Source organism: Xanthomonas sp. JL1 (assembly GCF_038405005.1).
This window is the reverse complement of sequence record NZ_JBBYGR010000002.1, coordinates 1-16,707: the sequence shown is the minus strand read 5'-3', so window position 1 is coordinate 16,707 and position 16,707 is coordinate 1. Positions and strand designations below refer to the sequence as shown.

Genomic DNA, 16,707 nt, shown 5'->3' with positions numbered 1-16,707 from the left:
TCGGTGGGCCGTTTGCATTCTGCGGCGCGCGCCGCCGCATCTGGTTGCCTGAGCCGTGATGACATCCCGCGACATGCTGTTCCCCATTGCTGCGACCGAGCGCATCGTCGTGCTGGACGTCCTGCGCGGGGTGGCGCTGCTGGGCATCCTGCTGATGAACATGGAAGCCTTCGTCGGGCCGCTCGATCTGGCCACGACCGGGGTCGATCCGCATTGGCATGGTGCCGATCGTATCGCCGATGCGCTGGTCTACGTGTTCGTGCAAGGGAAGTTCTACACGCTGTTTTCGTTGTTGTTCGGGATGGGCTTTGCGGTGATGGCGCAGCGCGCCGCGCAGGCTGGGCGCGCGTTCTTCGGCCTGTATCTACGTCGCACCCTGGGGCTGTTGGCAATCGGCCTTGGCCATGCCTTGCTGGTGTGGTCCGGCGACATTCTGGTGATCTATGCACTGCTGGCGTTATTGCTGCTGAGCGCGCGCAACGTGCCAACGGTCACGCTGCCATGGTTCGCCGCGTTGGTGTACCTGTGCGCACCTGGGTTGGCCCTGCTGTATGGCGTGGCCGGCGAATTGGCGCAGGCCGATCCTGCCGCCGCGATGCAGTGGAAAGCGGATATGGCCGATGCCGCGCAGCAGGCACTGGCGAATGTGCAGGCGCAGCGCGCCGCATTCGGCAGCGGCACCTATCTGCAGGCGACGGTGCAGCGGTGGCATGACTTTCAGGCGGCGATGACCGGCCTCGGCATCAATGGCCCGTCCATGTTCGGCATGTTCCTGCTAGGTACTTGGTTCGTACGTAGCGGCGCGATCGCCACGCCCGAGCGCTTCCCGCGCTTGTTTGCAACGATGCGCTATGCCGTGTTGCCGCTCGGGCTGTGCGTGATGCTGGCAAGTTATGCATTGGAACCGTGGATCGATCCGGCGCGGCTGGACATGCGTCTGTCCGGCGCCTTCGCGCTGTCGCTGATCGCCGGGCCGCTGATGTGCCTGGGCTATGCCGCATGGGTGGTGCGCCTGGCACCGCGTCTGGCGTGGGTTGCGCCAGCGGGGCGGATGGCATTGAGCAACTACCTGCTGCAATCGTTGGTGTGCACCGGCATCTTCTACGGCTATGGGCTGGGTTATTTCGAGCAGTTGCCGCGTGTGTGGCAATTGCCGTTCGCGCTGGGGCTCTTTGCGCTGCAGGTGCTGCTGAGCCGGTGCTGGCTGCACTGGTTCCGCTTCGGACCGATGGAATGGCCGTGGCGCAGCGTGACCTATCTGCATGTGCCGCCGATGTGGCGCGGCGCCAAGCGCGCCGGGTAGCGCCTGCATGCGCGCCGTTCGCGACGACGTTCTGGTGATTGGTGCGGGCGCGATTGGCCTGGCCACCGCGCTGGCACTTGTCCAAGCGGGCCGGCAAGTGCATGTGCTCGATGCCGGTGCGCCGGGTGCAGCGACTTCTTACGGCAATTGCGGCACCATCACGCCGAGCCATGCACCGCCGCTGGCGGCGCCCGGCATGCTTGCGCAGGCGGTGAAATGGATGTTCACCCCGGATGCGCCGCTGTATATCCCACCACGTCTGGATCCCGGCTTATGGCGCTGGCTGCTGCGCTTCGCACGGCGTTGCAATGCGCGCGATTGGCAGTCCAGTGCGCAGGCGCGCGCGGCGTTGTTGCACGATGCGCGGCAGCGCTTCGACGAGTGGGTGGCGCGGTATGCGCTGGACTGTGAATTTCGTAACGACGGACTGGATTACGTGTTTGGCGATGCGCGCTGCTTTGCGCAATACCGCGATGAGTGCGCGCTGCTGGCGCAGTGGGGTATCCGGGCCGAGGTGATCGAAGGTGCGGACTATGTGCGCCAGGATCCGGCATTTCGCAATGGCATTGCCGGCGCGATCCATTTCCCTGGCGATGCGCATCTGCGCCCGGAGCAATACACCGCTGAGCTGGTGAGAGTGCTGCGCGCGCATGGCGTGGAAATCGATGCGCACTGCCGTGTGCAGGGACTCACACCTGATGGAGCTGGAACCTGCGTGCAGACCGAGCACGGCAAGCGCTATGCGCGCGAGGTGGTCATTGCGACCGGACCATGGTCGCCGGTGCTGGCGGCGCAGTTTGGTCTGCGCTTGCCGGTGCAGGCTGGCAAAGGCTATTCGATCACCTACAGCGCGCCACAGGTGATGCCGCATCGCCCAGTGGTGCTGAAGGATCGCTGGGTGTTCGTGGTGCCGTGGCGCGACCGCCTGCGCATCGGCAGCACGATGGAATTTTCCGGGCGCGATACGCAGCTCAATGCCACGCGTCTGGCTGCATTGGAACGTGCAGCGGCCGAGTACCTGCATGCGCCTTGCGGTCCTGCAGTGATCGAACGCTGGTACGGATGGCGGCCGATGACCTGGGACGATGTGCCGGTGTTGGGCGCAGTGCCGGGCCATCCTCACGTCTGGCTCGCAGCCGGGCATGGCATGCTCGGCATCAGCATGAGCACTGCAAGCGGACAATTGATGGCCGACCTGATCACGGGCCGCGCACCTGCGCTGGACCCGCATCCTTACCGGGCGGAGCGATTCGCATGAGTGCGCGTTACGACTACGACGTGGTGATTCTGGGCGGCGGTTCCGGCGGCCTTGCTGCAGGATTTCGCGCAGCAAAACATGGCGCGCGCGTCGCGATCATGGAGCCCAACGAATTGGGCGGCACCTGCGTCAATCTCGGCTGCGTGCCGAAAAAGGCGATCTGGCTGGCAAGATCGAGCTGGCGGGTGCGCTTGGATTTGCCGTGTTGCGCCCGACGCTGGCGTGGCAAGCGCTGGTCACGCATCGGCAGGGGTATATCGCCTACATCCACGCCAGCTATCGACGCCGTCTCAATGAAGATGGTGTGGCGTTGATCCCGCAGCGCGGCGTGCTGCAGGACCGCCACACCATCATGGGCAGCGACGGCGTGCCGGTGACCGCCGAGCACATCGTGATCGCCACCGGGGCACATCCGCTGCGTCCGGACGTGGAGGGCGCAGGGCATGGCGAAGTCTCCGACGATTCCTTCAACCTCTGTCATGCGCCTGAGCAGGTTGCGATTATCGGCGGCGGTTAATCGCCGTAGAAATCGCAGGTCTGCTGCAAGCCTTGGGGAGTCGTGTGCATCTGTTCTTGCAAGGCGAGCGCTTGTTGGAGCGCTTCGATGCGGAACTGACTTTGCAGTTGGCCGACAACCTGCGTCATCTGGGCGTGCGGCTGCATTTCGGTTTCACCACCACGGCGTTGGAGCGCGATGCGCAGGGGGCGATGCGCGTGCGTGGTCGTTCCGTGCATCCGCGCGAGCAGGGCAACGACGTTTTCGACAAGGTGTTCTTTGCGGCAGGCCGCCGCGCCAATACCGCCGGGCTCGGCCTGGATACGGTGGGTGTTGCGCTCGGCGACAAGGGCGAAGTGCTCGTGGACGACGGCCAGACCACCAACGTGCCGAATATCCATGCGATCGGCGATGTAGGCGGCAAGGTCGGGCTGACGCCAGTGGCAATCGCTGCGGGCCGCAAGTTGATGGATCGTTTGTTCGGCAATGAGCCGGATGCACGGATGCACGGATGGACTACGAAGGCGTGCCCAGTGTGGTGTTTTCGCACCCGCCGCTTGGCAATGGCAATGTCGGGCTGACCGAAGAACAGGCGCGTGCGCGTTACAACGGGGCGGTACGCGTTTATCGCAGCAACTTCCGCCCGATGCTGCATGCATTGGCCGACGTTCCGCAGCGCAGTTTGTTCAAGCTGGTACCTGATTAGCCCCGACCTTCAGCCAGCAGTCGCAGGATCTGCGCCAGGCGGGGTTGATGGTGCCGTCACCTGACGTCAACGAGGTGGCGAGATGAGCATCAACACTTTGCAGTTCCAGGCTGGATTGTCGATGCCTGAGTTCTTTGTGTCCTACGGCACCGATGCCAAGTGCTACCGCGCTCTGTACAGATGGCGGTGGCCCCAGGGATTTCGCTGTCCGTGCTGCGCGGGACGAGCGCGCTCGCGCTTCAAGCGCGGTGGCGTCATCTACTACCCGTGCAGCACGTGCCGGCACCAGACCAGCCGGATCGCAGGCACGATGTTCCAGGGCACCCAGCTGCCACTGCGCACCTGGATGCTGGCGCTGCACCTGTTGGCCTCGACCAAGACCAACATGGCTGCGCTGGAGCTGATGCGTCACCTGGCCGTCAACTACAGGACCGCCTGGCGGATGAAGCACAAGATCATGCAGGTCATGGCCGAGCGCGAAGCCACGCGTCGACTGTCCGGGTTCGTGCAGATCGACGATGCCTACCTGGGAGGGGAGCGCAACGGCGGCAAGGCTGGGCGCGGATCGGAGCCAACCATGAGTCCCATGCTGACGCCAGAACAAATCGCAGCGCTCAATGCAGCCGAGCTTGCCCGCGCACAGCGGCCGCCGCGACGCGTGCGCCCGACCAAGCAGTGCACGGTGGGTTACGGCTATTATCCAAACAGCCAGCAGCGCGTGCCCACTCTGCGCCTGCGTGGTGGCTGGCTGGAGCAATTGGGCTTTGCCATTGGCTCAAAATTGCGCGTCACTGTGCATGATTGTGCACTGGTGATCGCGGTGATCGATGAAGAGTGCATGCGGGGCTGCAAAGCTTCCAGGTGATGTTCGCCGAAGAGCGCGTGCCGCTGCAGGCGCTATGACAGATACCGCTTACAGATTTCATTGACACCTGTTGCGCTTGCAAGTCGAGACCGCCCCCTCGAAGTCTTCACCGAGGAGGTCCTCAACAGCGTTGCGAATCGGAGTTGAATTCGCCCCGGAAAATACCGGGCTTTTTGTATCTCAACGCAACTGGTCAGCTTTTGTGCCGCTTCAACCACGCCGTAATCTGCGGCGTCCGCCGCTCACGCAGCATCACCCGCGTCTGAATCGTGCTGATGGCAGTTTCTGCATCGCGGCGTGAAGTGGGGGCCAGGTACTTTTCGGCGTACGCCTTGATCTTGTCGACGGTCTCCAACTTGCTCGATCCTGCGGCCAGATGCGGGTAGTACCGTGCACGTGACGTGGAGTCGATCAGCGTATCCACCTGGGTGCGATGCGCCAGCGCGAAGTCGAACGCCAGCTCTGGGTGCTCGCGGGCAACATCGCCGATCATGCCGGCGCCCGTGGTGGCACCGGGTTCGTCGGTGAGTGCCAGCGCAAGGGCGCGCTGCGCCAGCGCAGGGTCTTTTGCGTAGGCCAGCAACGCGTATGACTGATCGCGCAGCATCGACGAGGTTTCCTTCTTCGCCATGGCATGCAATGCGTCCCAGGTGGCCGCGTCGGCATGGCGGGCGACGATACCGAGCACGGTGCTGCGCAGCTCCGGCGACAACGTGGCCGGGTCTGTCTGGAAGGCGGCAAAACGGCGACGCGCCTCGGCAATCACCTGCACATCGTCCAGGGTGCTCAAGCTGCTGAGCAGGTGGGTCCGCAGCTGCTTGGTCTGGGCACTGTCGTCCTTGCGCTCGTCCCAGCCCAGCGTGGCGAACTCGGGAGCAAGCCGCGCACGCGCAAAGCGCCGCCATGTGGCTTGGGCCTTGGGCTCGCCGTCGAACAGACCATCGATACTGGAATACGTACTGGAGACCACGTCCCACAGATCCGGCGCACCGCCGACCGGCACCTTGGCGGTGAGCTCGAGCAGGTCTGCTTCGGGCTGCAAGCCCACCGGAGCCAGCGCGCCGGTGTCCATCAGCACACCCAACTGATCGACCACCGGCAATGCGTCAAAGCGCTTGCTGAGCGCGGTGAACTGCGCCGGCGCATACAACGTGCGGAAGTAGCCCTTCTGCCCGGCATTGACCACGATGGAGGCATCGCAGCCGGGTAGCTGCACCTGCGCAGTGCCATCCACCAGCACACGCACCTGCTTGCCGTCGGCACCACGCACCGCCACCGGCACATGCCAGCGCAACGGCTGTTTGTCGGGGCGATCGACGGTGTATTCGCCTTGTTCCAGCGTCACAGTGGTGGTGCCGGCGGCGCAGCTGGCACCGACCTTGATCAACGGCACACCCGGTTGCAGGGTGAAGTCGTGCGCCACCTGGGTGAACTGCTTGCCCGGTGCCACAGCATCGATCTGCTGCCACAACGCATCGGTGACGGCGTTGCCGTATTGATGCTGCTTGATGTAGCTGCGCACGCCGTTACGCCAGTTGTCGGCACCCACATAGTCTTCGAGCATGGCGATCACCGCCTCGCCCTTGTCGTAGGTGATCTGGTCGAATGCCTGGCTGGCCTGTTCCACCGTGTCCACGTGCTGCACCACCGGGTGGGTGGTGACATACGCATCGCGACGCATCGCTGCGCGGCTCTTGAACGCCGCGCCGGTGTTGTCGATATCCCATTCCGGATGCAGCTTGTGCGTGGTACGCGCCTCCATCCAGTTGGCGAAGCCTTCGTTGAGCCACAGGTCGTCCCACCACGCCATGGTCACCAGGTTGCCGAACCACTGATGCGCAATCTCATGCGCGGCCACGGTAAAAACGCTCTGCTTGTCGTTGATGTTGGACGTCGCCGGGTCGAGCAGCAACGAGTATTCGAAGGTGAAGATCGCCCCCCAGTTTTCCATCGCGCTGAAGAACTGGCTCTGCCCGGGTGCGGCGATGTTGTCCAGCTTCGGCAACGGATACGGGATGCCGAAATAGGCGTTGTATTCATGCAGCACATCGCGACCGGAATCCAGTGCGAACTGCGCCTGGTCTACTTTGCCTTTCTGTGCGATCACGCCGATCTCGGTGCCGTTGTCGGCCTTGCGCGTGGTCCGCTCGAAATCGCCCACACTCATGAACAACAGATACGTGGACATCTTGGGCGTGGTCTGGAAGACCACGCGCTTCATGCCACCGGCCCCATTGCTGGATGAGGCAACCGGCATATTGCTCACCGCCATCTGCGCGGCCGGCGCATTGACTGCCAGGTCGAACGTGGCCTTGAAATTGGGCTCGTCCCACGACGGAATGAAGCGGCGCGCATCGGAGTTTTCGAACTGGGTGAATAACGCGCGGCGCTGGCCTTGCGGCGTGGCGTAATCCAGCGCGAACAAACCGTTGGCCTGCGTATTGATCACACCGCTGTAATCGATGGACAACACGTAGTTGCCCGGCGCCAGCGGCTTGTTGAACGCGAAGGTGGCGGTCTGCGCCTGCTCATCGGTGCTGACCTTGGCGGTCTGTGGCGTGCCCCCCTTGCGCTGCGCCAGCGTGCTTCGCGCGAAGCTGAGATTGGCGGCCTGCAACACGATGCGGTCGGTGGTTTGCAGCACGACGATGTCGATGGCGACCTTGCCATCGAAGGTCAGCTTGTCGGCGTGCGGGGTGATTTCCACTGCGTAGTGCGTAGGCTTGGCCGTGCGCGGCAACTGGCTGGTGACCTGCGGGGCGGATGCGCTGACTGCATCCGGTGCGGCGGCAACAGCGCGAGCCGACGCAGCGGCAGAGGTGCTGACCAAGGCCAGCGCAATAGCGATCACCAGAATCTGGCGCATGACATTCCTAAAAGGAGTAATGAACTAAACGGAGTAAAGGCAGCGGCCGGTAGCATGGCCCCGGCGCAGATGCGCACACACGGCCGAAAGTCATGCGCAAGCCCTGCAGACGCGAAGACACAGACGTCAAAGAGAAGCCACGGTAACGACGGAGCATGAGTACATCAGACCGGGGTAAGCCATCCCACTGACGCAGGCATGCTACAGGGCTGTGCTGAACACGCCCCGCACCGATAGGGCTTGCAAAAGCAGCGCTCGACAGCATCACGCACACAAAAGCCCCGCTTTCGCAGGGCTTTTGTCGCTTCACTCACGCATCAGCCGATCACGCGAACGGGTCCTGCAGCACCATGGTGTGGTCGCGGTCCGGGCCGGTGGAGACGATCGAGATCGGGCAGCCAGCCAGTTCTTCCAACGCGCGCAGGTAGGCGCGGGCCGCGACGGGCAGCTTGTCCCACTCGGTGATGCCATGGGTGTTCTCGGTCCAGCCCGGGAATTCCAGGTACACAGGGGTGCACTCTTCCCAACCCTGCGCGTCCAGCGGTGCATATTCGGTGCGCTTGCCGCGGTATTCGTAGGCGATGCAGACCTTGAGCTTTTCCATGCCATCGAGCACGTCGAGCTTGGTGATGCACAGGCCGGAGATACCGTTGATGGCCACCGCACGCTTGAGCGCAACGATGTCCATCCAGCCGCAGCGGCGCGGGCGGCCGGTGGAGGCACCGTACTCGGCACCGCGGTCGCGGATGCCCTGGCCCACTGCATCGTCCAGCTCGGTCGGGAACGGGCCGCCGCCGACGCGCGTGGCGTACGCCTTGGCGATACCCAACACGTAGTCGATCGCATCGGCGCCCACACCGGTGCCGGCCAGCGCGCCGCCCACAGTGGTATTGGAGCTGGTGACGTAGGGATAGGTGCCGTGATCGATGTCCAGCAACGCGCCCTGCGCGCCTTCGAACAGCACGCGCTTGCCCTGCTTGCGCAGGTCGTGCAGGATGCCGGCCACGTCCGACTTCATCGGCTGGACGTAGTCGCCGAAGGCCAGCGCTTCGTCGTAGGTCTTCTGGAAATCGACCGCTTCCACGCCCAGGTACTTGGTCAGCACGAAGTTGTGGTAATCCAGCGCGGTGCGCAGCAGCTCTTCCAGCTGCGGCGGGTAATGCAGGTCGGCGATGCGGATGCCGCGACGCGCCACCTTGTCTTCATAGGCCGGGCCGATACCACGGCCGGTGGTGCCGATGGCCTTGCCGCCGGCCGCTTTTTCGCGCGCCTGATCCAGGGCGATGTGGTACGGCATGATCAACGGCGCGGCAGGGGAAATCTTCAGGCGCGAGCGCACTTCCACGCCGGCGTCTTCCAGCTCGCTGACCTCTTTGATCAACGCGGCCGGGGAGATCACCACGCCATTGCCGATCAGGCACAGCGCGTCGTCGCGCAGGATGCCGGACGGGATCAGATGCAAGACGGTCTTCTTGCCATTGATGACGAGCGTATGGCCGGCGTTATGGCCGCCCTGGAAGCGGACGACCGCACCGATTTCTTCGGTAAGCAGATCGACGATCTTGCCCTTGCCTTCATCGCCCCACTGGGCACCGAGCACGACAACTGACTGACCCATGACGGGTGAACTCCTGAGTTTTGCTGCGGCCATCGGGGCCGCGGGATGGGACCGACGCAGGGTTGGCAGCGACACCCTGCGCGCAGCTCCATCGGGGAGCATTGCAGTGGCGCGACAGCCCTGACACGGAAAAAGCCGAACGGAGTGCTCTGGTTGGAGCGTGCCCGGCCGGCTTTTGTGCATTATCCGGGTTTCCGCGGACGTGCACTACCCCTGCCGCGCGTGAAAAGGCCGCTTGATACATCAGGGATCGGGATGGGCTGCACCCGCCAGGCCTGACCGTCGTTGCCGCCCTGCCCCCTTGACGTCAGTGCCAATGCCGCACGCCGCATGCGGGTCAGTGGCGCACGATCCACAGCCCGATGACGGCCAGCGCCAGGGTGACCGCACCGATGGCCCGCACCTGGGCGATCGGCAGGCTGAAGAGCTGGTCGATCATGCGCTTCCAGGCGATCGGGGCAGCAAACAGCAGCAGGCCTTCGATGACGAAGATCAGGCACAGGGCGGTGAGCAGATCATGCATGGGCGATGCGGCATCGGGATGGAGCTTTAGTGTGCCCGCATCCGCGGCCCGACACTCACCCGCGACGGAGAGGAGCGAACCCCGGCGCGACGGGCATTACCGGGAACAGCAGGTCGCGCCCGGGTGCGCTCATTGTATCTGGACATTGCCGGTTGTCGTGCCGAGGGCGTGGCAGGCGGATGAGAGGCCAGCCCCATGTGCGCTCGCTCGCAATGGCGCATAAAAAACGCCCACATGACGCGGGCGTTTTTTCGTTCAGGCAGAGCGCCTCGGCGACCACTCGTGAGGGACCGTCAGCGATCGCTCTTGAGGTACTGCAGGAACGGGGCGTTCTTGTCCAATACGATCACGCCATTGCCGTCGGTCATGGAACTGCGGTACGCCTCCAGGCTGCGGTAGAAGGCATAGAATGACGGGTCCTTGGAACCGGCCTGGCCGTAGATGCGGGCGGCTTCGGCATCGCCTTCGCCGCGCAGCTTCTGCGCGTCGCGCTCGGCATCGGCCACGATCACGGTGGACTCGCGGTCGGCTTGCGCGCGGATGGTCAGGGCCTGCTCTTCGCCTTCGGCGCGTAGTTTGCTGGCTTCCTGCTTGCGCTGAGCGCGCATGCGTTCGTAGACGTCGTTGATCACCTGGCTGTCGGTCGGCAGATCGATCTGCTTGATGCGCAGGTCGGTGATTTGCATGCCCAGGCCCTTGATGGCGCCATTGATGCCCTTGAGCTGGCTGGCGATCAGTTCGCTGCGGTCGCCGGAGACCAGCTGCTGCAGGGTGCGCGAGTTGATCTGGTTGCGCAGCGAATCGGTGATGATCGGGGCCAGACGCGAGTTGGCGACCGACTCCTCACCACCGGTAGCGCGATAGAAGGCCCGCACATCGGAGATGTAGCCGATGGCGAAGAAGTCCACGCTGACGTCTTTCTGCTCGGCGGTGAAGTAACGCGCCGGGGCGGTGTCCAGTACCTGGAAGCGGCGATCGAACACCCGCACCGATTCCACCAACGGAATCTTGAAGTGCAGGCCGGGCTTGAGGTCGGCACGCACCACACGGCCAAGGTTGAGCACCATGGCGGTCTGGTCTTCGCGCACCACGAACACCGAGCCCATCAGGGTCAGCAGCACGGCGACGATCAGGCCGATCACTAGCGAATTCTTCATTATTCGGTTCCCTCACGGCCAGTTAGGCGTGGGCCGCGTTCCGGGTTACGGATGGCCTCGCTGCTGGTGTTTTGCGGCGGATTCAACAACACGTCCTGCGGCACCATCGACGGCATACCGGCGTTGCCGCTGGCAGTGGCCGGCTTGCTGGCGTCGGCCGGCAGCGGTACGTAGATGACCTGGCGGCCATCGCTGCCGATCACCTTGCGGTTCTCCGACAGCACCTTCTGCACGGTTTCCAGCCACAGACGCTTGCGGGTGACCTCCGGCGCGCCGACGTACTGCGCCTGCAACAGCGTGAAGCGGTCGGCATCGCCTTCGGCCTTGGAGATGGTGGCCTGCTTGTAGCCTTCGGCACCGGTGCGAGTGCGGGCACCCTGGCCGCGCGCCTCAGGCACTACCTTGGCGGCGTAAGCCTGGGCTTCGTTGATCAGGCGCTCGCGCACCTGCTGGGCACCATTGACCTCGTCGAAGGCCGGCTTCACTTCTTCCGGCGGGCGGGCATCCGGCAGGGTCACGCCGGTAACGGCCAGGCCGGTGTTGTAAGCATCCAGCGCCGCCTGCAGACGGTCCTTTGAAGCGATCGCCAGTGGGCCGCGATTGTTGAGCACGGTGTTGAGGTCCGAACGCCCCACCTGCTCACGCACGGCACTCTGCGCGGCCTGCTCCAGCACCAGATCGGCATTCCGCGAGCCGAACAGGTATTTGCGCGGGTCGCTGATCTGGTACTGCACGTTGAGCGAGACGTTGACGATGTTCTCGTCGCGCGTCAGCACCGGCACCTGGTTGCTGAAGGTCTTGATCTCGGTAGCATTGACCTTGCGCACCGACTCGATCGGCCAGGGCAGCTTGAAGTTCGGGCCAGGCTGCAGGATGCGCGAGAACTGGCCGAAGCGCAGCACCACACCACGCTGCTGCTCGCCGATGAGCTGGAAGCTGGAGAACAGCACCATCAGCACCACCGCGATCAGGATCCAGCGCCCCACGCCGCCATCGAACAGCTCTTTCAACGGGGCGGGCAGATTGCCCCAACCGCCACCGTTGCCACCGCCGCGCGGCCCCCAGGACCTGCGACGGTTGGGATCCGGGCCGTCTCCGCCCTTGTTGCCGGGTGTGTTCCAGGCCATGCACGCTCCATGATCGAGGGGCTGTGCGGGCCAGTCCCGCAGTGCCGCCATGTTGTTTGATTCGCCGATTCTACTAGATGGGGCAGACCGGCCGTTTTGAAAGGCCCGGTGTGATGCATTGTTGGTTTAACCGGCGGGGCGGATTGGGCGGCCCGGCAACCAACGCGGCGGTTCTTGCCAGTGGGACAGCGCGCCGGGCACCGGGATGCGCGCGGTACGCGCCGACGGCTGCCGCGGGCCATGCCGCCCGGGAGGTGTGCATGCGCGTTATTGGTCCCAGCCCGGGCCGCTGATCGGGTCCTGGCTGCGTGGACTCGGCATGCCGAGTGCCTGCCTGATTGACTGGTTATCACGGCAGGCATGGTGATGCGCGTGGCTGGCGGGCATGCCGCGAAGCGATTGCTTACTTGGAACCCATGTCTTCAAGCCGATGGCGGGTTTCAGGCAGAGAAGTGGCTACGCACCCCGGCACGCCCTTGCGGCACGGGCGCTCAAGGGCACGCGTGCCACCGGCACGCCAACCGTGCCTTCTCGCCACCCAGGAGCCGAGCTTGCCCGTCTCCCACATCGACTGCCGCCCCAATCGACCTGTCGCGATATCTGACGTCGATCACGTCTGGCCGATGTACCTATGCTTTCGGCGTTTCGTCTTTCTGATTGAACACGCGCTCCATCACTTCCAGCAGTTCATCTTCTGAAAACGGCTTGGTGATGTAGGCGCGGGCGCCTTGGCGCATGCCCCACATACGGTCGGTGTCCTGATCCTTGGTGGTGACCAGGATCACCGGAATGTGCTGGGTGGTGGGCTCGCGCTTGAGCGTGCGTGTGGCCTGGAACCCGTTGAGGTTAGGCATCACCACATCCATAAGCACCAAATCGGGCAGCGATTCCTTGGCCGCTTCTACGCCCGCTGCCCCATCGGTGGCGATGATGGTTTCGTGCCCCAGCTTCTCCACGATGCGCTGAATCCCCAGCAGTTGGGACGGTGAGTCGTCGACGATCAAAATACGTGCCATGTGTTTCCCCTAGTGTGCGCGGCGAGTGTAGTGCCAAGGCTGCGCTTGCGGTAGCTGGGCCGTGCCTGGTGCTTGGCGAGTGTTGCACTACGCGATGGACATACACGCGCTCGTTCTTTGTAGACGACTGCCGGGATACTACGTCGGAAAGGGCAGGCTTGGATTCAACGCACAGGTCTACGGACAGCGAATTTTGTCGTGGTCAAGTTTTAGTAGATATCCAGCGTGCAGTCATCAGCTCAGCTCACCGTCTCTCCGAACGCCTTGGCCAGATTGCGGTAGGCCTTCTTCTGAGCATCGTCGGTCGGGGCCGGGGCCAGGATTTCCAGCTCCACGATCTGGTCACCCGGGGTGGTACCTGGCAGGCCGCGACCGCGCAGGCGCAACTTGCGTCCGGCGTCGGAGTCGGCTGGTACCTTCAATTCGACCGAGCCGCCCAGAGTGGGCACGCTGATCGTGGTGCCCAGCGCGGCCTGCCAGGGCATGACCTGCAAGGTGTACAGGATGTTGCGCCCGTCCACCTCGAAGTGCGGGTGCGCCGCGTATTCGATCTCCAGCAACAGGTTGCCGCCGCCATTACCCTGGCCGCTCAGGCGGATCACCTGGCCGGGCTGCACGCCCTTGGGCACGCGCACGTCCAGCTGTTTGCCGTTGATGGTGATGCGCACGCTGTCGCCCGAATGCACCGCCTCCAGCGGCACCGCAAGCTTGGCGCGGGTGTCGCCACGCGCCTGCGGGCCGGCACCTGCGCCGGGGCCGGCGCCGGGACCGCGCTGACGGCCGCCGCGCTGGCCGGCAAACAGGCTCTCGAAGAAATCGCTGAAGCCGCCACCGGCACCGCCGTTGCCGAACACCTCTTCGAAATCGAAGCCCTGCCCGCCGCCGTAATTGGGCGGGGCCTGGAACTCGTCGCCCGGGCGGAACCCCTGCGCCTTCAATTGGTCGTAAGCCTTGCGCTTGGCCGGGTCGCGCAGCGCTTCGTAGGCTTCGCTGATCGCCTTGAACTTTTCTTCGGCGCCGGCTTCCTTGCTGACGTCGGGGTGATATTTGCGCGCGAGCCGCCGGTAGGCGGTTTTGATCTCCGCATCGCCCGCACTGGGCTCCACGCCGAGCGTTGCGTAGTAATCCTTGAATTCCATCTAATCACCTCTGGGAAAAAAATGGCCCGCAGCCGAGGCCACGAGCCAGTTCGAGCAGCCAGGACTCCCGCCGACAGCGCGCGTGCGGCGCGGAAGGTGTGCGGCCCTGCAGCGTACGGGCGTACGTGCCGAGTCGCATACCCGCCGCGCCCACAACGCGGTCACGCAACGGACGTGTGGCCATTCTATTCGCAGCCGGGCGGGCAACCGCGCCTATTCTACGGCGCGGCTGTCGCCGGGGAGCGAAGCCGATGGCTCCGCTCCAGGTCCAGCGTGCTGCAGCGGCCCGCCTGCACTGGCAGACCTGCCAGCCGGATGCCTCCGGTCGCTGCGCAGCCCTCTGCGCCCAGCACAGGCCTACCCAGCAAAGACCGCGCGTCGGTGAAGCGCGCCGCCGCGATATCCGCTGCTTACTGCACCGTGCTGTCGCTGGTGTCCTGACCGTTACCGACCTGGATCCGGCGCGGCGTCGCGGCCGGGCGCTTGGGAATGCGGATTTCCAGCACGCCGTTGTGGCCCGATGCGGTGATGCCATCGGCATCGGCGCTGTCGGGCAGCGCGAAGCGGCGATGGAAGCTGCCGTAACGGCGCTCGATCCGCGAGAAGCGCTCGGTTTCGGTGCTGGATTCGCTCTTGCGCTCACCCTTGATCGACAGGATGCCCTTGTCCATCTGCACCTCGATCTGGCTCGGATCGATCCCCGGCAAATCGGCGTACAGCACGAAATGCTTGGGCTCTTCCTTGATATCCACGCGCGGCACCCACTGCGCCGTCACCACGGCCGACTCGTCGGTGTCGCTGTTGTGCTCGAAGAAGCGATCGAACACATGCTTGATCTCGTTCTGCAGCGCATGGGTGGAGAATTGGGGATAACGAACGATGTTCATTGCAAGCCTCCAAAAGGGTTGATGACCGGGCCGGCGACCGCGGCGTGCGCAGTTGCGCCGGCCATGTGCGTCAGATAGGCGTGGCCGGGCGGATTTCAAGCGTGTTGCCGCGCTTTTCCCCTGCTCTTTTGCAGGCTTCGTTCAGCCACAGGAGCCTGCCGCATGACCATCCACGTTGCTGAGCGCATCCCCGAAATCGTGCTCAAGCGCATGCGCGATGGCATTGAGGCAGTCGACACCCACACCTTGTTCGCAGGCCGCACGGTGCTGCTGTTTGCGGTGCCCGGTGCGTTTACCCCCACCTGCTCGGCCAAGCATTTGCCAGGCTATGTGGAACACTTCGATGCATTGCGCAAACGCGGTATCGAAGTGCGGTGCACTGCCGTCAACGACCCGTTCGTGATGCCGGCCTGGGGGCGCAATCCGCTGATCCCCGACGGCCTGCACCTGCTGCCAGATGGCAACCCCGAACTGGCGCGCGCCCCGGACCTTGAAATCGACGCCAGCGGCTCGGGCATGGGCCTGCGCTCGCGCTGTTACGCACTGTATGCAGACGACGCCGTGGTCGAAGCGTTGTTTGTCGAAGAACCCGGCGAATTCAAGGTATCTGCCGCCGATCACGTGCTGCAGCACCTGCTGGATTGAGCCATCGATGCCCCCGTCCACTCAGAAGGGAAACGGCCAGCCATGTCTAATCAGCCAGCCACCAAAACTCCCGCCGGTGTCACCGACACTGCCACGCTGCGCGCCCGCGCACGCCAGAGCATCGAAGACGGTGCCATCACCGAGCGCTACCACGCCGATCACCAGAAGGTGATCGCGCTACGCAATACCGCACTTGCCACCGAATACGTGTGCACGCTGCGCTACTACCGCCACTGCTTCATGGCCAAGGGCATGCTTGCCGACGCAATGAAGGGCGAGTTCCTTGAGCATGCGCAACAGGAGCAAGAACACGCGCACAAGCTGACCGAGCGCATCGTGCAACTGGGCGGCGAACCGGATCTCAACCCCGATACGCTGACCAAGCGCTCGCATGCCGAATACAAGCAAGGCACCGACCTGCGCGACATGGTCAAGGAACATCTCATCGCCGAACGTATCGCCATCGCCAGCTATCGCGAGATGATCGATTTCATAGGCAAAAATGACACCACCACCAAGCGCATTCTCGAAAGCATCCTGGCGCAGGAAGAAGAGCACGCCGACGAATGCGCCGACATGCGGGAAGGCTGGATCGGCGAGTGAGTTGAGGTTTTGCAATGGAGCGATGCATTGCGATCGATGATCGGCATCGGATCGGCATTGGCGTTGCGATCGAAGATCGCATCGCGTTGAAATACCATCGACGCGATGATGAAACAGGCAGACAGGGGGGGTCTCAACTTGCAAGTGCAACACGTGAGTTGAATTGAGCGATCTCTTCTTCCAGCGCCTGGTTTGGGGTCTTCCAGCCAAGCGTCTGCCGTGGCCGGGCGTTCATCAGGTCGGCGACGTTGTTGAGATACTCCTGGCTGGCCTTGGACAAGTCCACGCCTTTGGGCATGAACTGGCACAGCAGGCCGTTGGTGTTCTCATTGCTGCCGCGCTGCCAGGGCGCATGTGGATCGGCGAACCACAGGTCGATGTTGAGCCGCTTCATCAGCTCTGGATAACACGTCATCTCGGTTCCACGGTCATAGGTGAGGCTTCCCAGCAGGCAATGCGGCAGCTTCTTCATCTGTCGCGTGAAGCCCTCCAGCGCAT

General features: G+C 63.9%; 14 protein-coding genes and 2 pseudogenes. 7 read left to right on the top strand and 9 right to left on the bottom strand.

Annotated features, from left to right (window positions below):
* Positions 1 to 58: 58 nt before the first annotated feature.
* The 5 genes and pseudogenes from WJW29_RS00255 to WJW29_RS00235 all read left to right on the top strand — a co-directional run bounded on the left by WJW29_RS00255 (position 59) and on the right by WJW29_RS00235 (position 4,628).
* Complete coding sequence (locus WJW29_RS00255) at positions 59 to 1,303, top strand: DUF418 domain-containing protein (RefSeq protein ID WP_011409085.1); 1,245 nt, start codon at positions 59 to 61, stop codon at positions 1,301 to 1,303.
* A gap of 7 nt (positions 1,304 to 1,310) precedes the next feature.
* Positions 1,311 to 2,561, top strand: coding sequence for an FAD-dependent oxidoreductase (locus WJW29_RS00250; protein WP_011409084.1), 1,251 nt, complete (start codon positions 1,311 to 1,313; stop codon positions 2,559 to 2,561).
* Positions 2,558 to 3,754, top strand: a pseudogene (locus WJW29_RS00245) (FAD-dependent oxidoreductase); the annotation flags it as partial. The gene WJW29_RS00250 and the pseudogene WJW29_RS00245, both read left to right, overlap by 4 nt.
* A gap of 91 nt (positions 3,755 to 3,845) precedes the next feature.
* A pseudogene (locus tag WJW29_RS00240) lies at positions 3,846 to 4,334 on the top strand (IS1595 family transposase); the annotation flags it as partial.
* A 6-nt stretch (positions 4,335 to 4,340) separates the two neighbouring features.
* Positions 4,341 to 4,628, top strand: coding sequence for a SymE family type I addiction module toxin (locus WJW29_RS00235; protein WP_243743230.1), 288 nt, complete (start codon positions 4,341 to 4,343; stop codon positions 4,626 to 4,628).
* A gap of 193 nt (positions 4,629 to 4,821) precedes the next feature.
* Here the strand turns inward: WJW29_RS00235 and WJW29_RS00230 are convergent, their stop codons facing one another.
* The 8 genes from WJW29_RS00230 to WJW29_RS00195 form a co-directional block, all read right to left on the bottom strand.
* A complete protein-coding gene (locus WJW29_RS00230; protein ID WP_011257787.1) occupies positions 4,822 to 7,494 on the bottom strand; it encodes a M1 family metallopeptidase in 2,673 nt (890 codons plus the stop codon).
* Positions 7,495 to 7,819: 325 nt separating this feature from the next.
* Positions 7,820 to 9,112 carry an adenylosuccinate synthase gene (locus WJW29_RS00225; protein WP_011407681.1) on the bottom strand — a complete coding sequence of 431 codons (1,293 nt, stop codon included), beginning with the start codon at positions 9,110 to 9,112 and terminating at the stop codon, positions 7,820 to 7,822.
* Positions 9,113 to 9,449: 337 nt separating this feature from the next.
* Positions 9,450 to 9,635: a DUF2065 family protein gene (locus tag WJW29_RS00220; protein WP_011257785.1), complete on the bottom strand. Its 186-nt coding sequence runs from the start codon at positions 9,633 to 9,635 to the stop codon at positions 9,450 to 9,452.
* 293 nt (positions 9,636 to 9,928) lie between these two features.
* Positions 9,929 to 10,792, bottom strand: a complete 864-nt coding sequence (hflC, locus tag WJW29_RS00215; protein ID WP_011257784.1) for a protease modulator HflC — start codon at positions 10,790 to 10,792, stop codon at positions 9,929 to 9,931.
* Positions 10,792 to 11,919: an FtsH protease activity modulator HflK gene (gene hflK, locus WJW29_RS00210; protein ID WP_011407680.1), complete on the bottom strand. Its 1,128-nt coding sequence runs from the start codon at positions 11,917 to 11,919 to the stop codon at positions 10,792 to 10,794. Before hflK ends, hflC begins: the two co-directional genes overlap by 1 nt.
* Before the next feature lie 629 nt (positions 11,920 to 12,548).
* The gene (gene pilH / locus WJW29_RS00205; RefSeq protein WP_011257782.1) at positions 12,549 to 12,935 is read right to left on the bottom strand and encodes a twitching motility response regulator PilH; all 387 of its coding nucleotides are present in this window, start codon (positions 12,933 to 12,935) and stop codon (positions 12,549 to 12,551) included.
* A gap of 239 nt (positions 12,936 to 13,174) precedes the next feature.
* Complete coding sequence (locus WJW29_RS00200; RefSeq protein ID WP_011257781.1) at positions 13,175 to 14,074, bottom strand: DnaJ C-terminal domain-containing protein; 900 nt, start codon at positions 14,072 to 14,074, stop codon at positions 13,175 to 13,177.
* 410 nt (positions 14,075 to 14,484) lie between these two features.
* On the bottom strand, positions 14,485 to 14,961 hold the full coding sequence (locus WJW29_RS00195; protein WP_011407679.1) for an Hsp20/alpha crystallin family protein: 477 nt from the start codon (positions 14,959 to 14,961) through the stop codon (positions 14,485 to 14,487).
* A gap of 162 nt (positions 14,962 to 15,123) precedes the next feature.
* Here WJW29_RS00195 and WJW29_RS00190 point away from each other — a divergent pair, with 162 nt between their 5' ends.
* Positions 15,124 to 15,606: a peroxiredoxin gene (locus WJW29_RS00190; RefSeq protein ID WP_011257779.1), complete on the top strand. Its 483-nt coding sequence runs from the start codon at positions 15,124 to 15,126 to the stop codon at positions 15,604 to 15,606.
* Positions 15,607 to 15,648: 42 nt separating this feature from the next.
* Positions 15,649 to 16,209 carry a ferritin-like domain-containing protein gene (locus WJW29_RS00185; protein ID WP_011257778.1) on the top strand — a complete coding sequence of 187 codons (561 nt, stop codon included), beginning with the start codon at positions 15,649 to 15,651 and terminating at the stop codon, positions 16,207 to 16,209.
* Positions 16,210 to 16,342: 133 nt separating this feature from the next.
* Here the strand turns inward: WJW29_RS00185 and WJW29_RS00180 are convergent.
* The coding region (locus WJW29_RS00180; protein WP_113000232.1) for an IS30 family transposase at positions 16,343 to 16,707 on the bottom strand (365 nt) is incomplete at its 5' end.

Coding starts and splice junctions, on each gene's coding strand:
- WJW29_RS00225 (WP_011407681.1), bottom strand. CDS start 9,112: ATGGGTCAGTCAGTTGTCGTGCTCGGTGCCCAGTGGGGCGATGAAGGC.
- WJW29_RS00255 (WP_011409085.1), top strand. CDS start 59: ATGACATCCCGCGACATGCTGTTCCCCATTGCTGCGACCGAGCGCATC.
- WJW29_RS00190 (WP_011257779.1), top strand. CDS start 15,124: ATGACCATCCACGTTGCTGAGCGCATCCCCGAAATCGTGCTCAAGCGC.
- WJW29_RS00195 (WP_011407679.1), bottom strand. CDS start 14,961: ATGAACATCGTTCGTTATCCCCAATTCTCCACCCATGCGCTGCAGAAC.
- WJW29_RS00220 (WP_011257785.1), bottom strand. CDS start 9,635: ATGCATGATCTGCTCACCGCCCTGTGCCTGATCTTCGTCATCGAAGGC.
- WJW29_RS00230 (WP_011257787.1), bottom strand. CDS start 7,494: ATGCGCCAGATTCTGGTGATCGCTATTGCGCTGGCCTTGGTCAGCACC.
- WJW29_RS00185 (WP_011257778.1), top strand. CDS start 15,649: ATGTCTAATCAGCCAGCCACCAAAACTCCCGCCGGTGTCACCGACACT.
- hflC (WP_011257784.1), bottom strand. CDS start 10,792: ATGAAGAATTCGCTAGTGATCGGCCTGATCGTCGCCGTGCTGCTGACC.
- pilH (WP_011257782.1), bottom strand. CDS start 12,935: ATGGCACGTATTTTGATCGTCGACGACTCACCGTCCCAACTGCTGGGG.
- WJW29_RS00250 (WP_011409084.1), top strand. CDS start 1,311: ATGCGCGCCGTTCGCGACGACGTTCTGGTGATTGGTGCGGGCGCGATT.
- WJW29_RS00235 (WP_243743230.1), top strand. CDS start 4,341: ATGAGTCCCATGCTGACGCCAGAACAAATCGCAGCGCTCAATGCAGCC.
- WJW29_RS00200 (WP_011257781.1), bottom strand. CDS start 14,074: ATGGAATTCAAGGATTACTACGCAACGCTCGGCGTGGAGCCCAGTGCG.
- hflK (WP_011407680.1), bottom strand. CDS start 11,919: ATGGCCTGGAACACACCCGGCAACAAGGGCGGAGACGGCCCGGATCCC.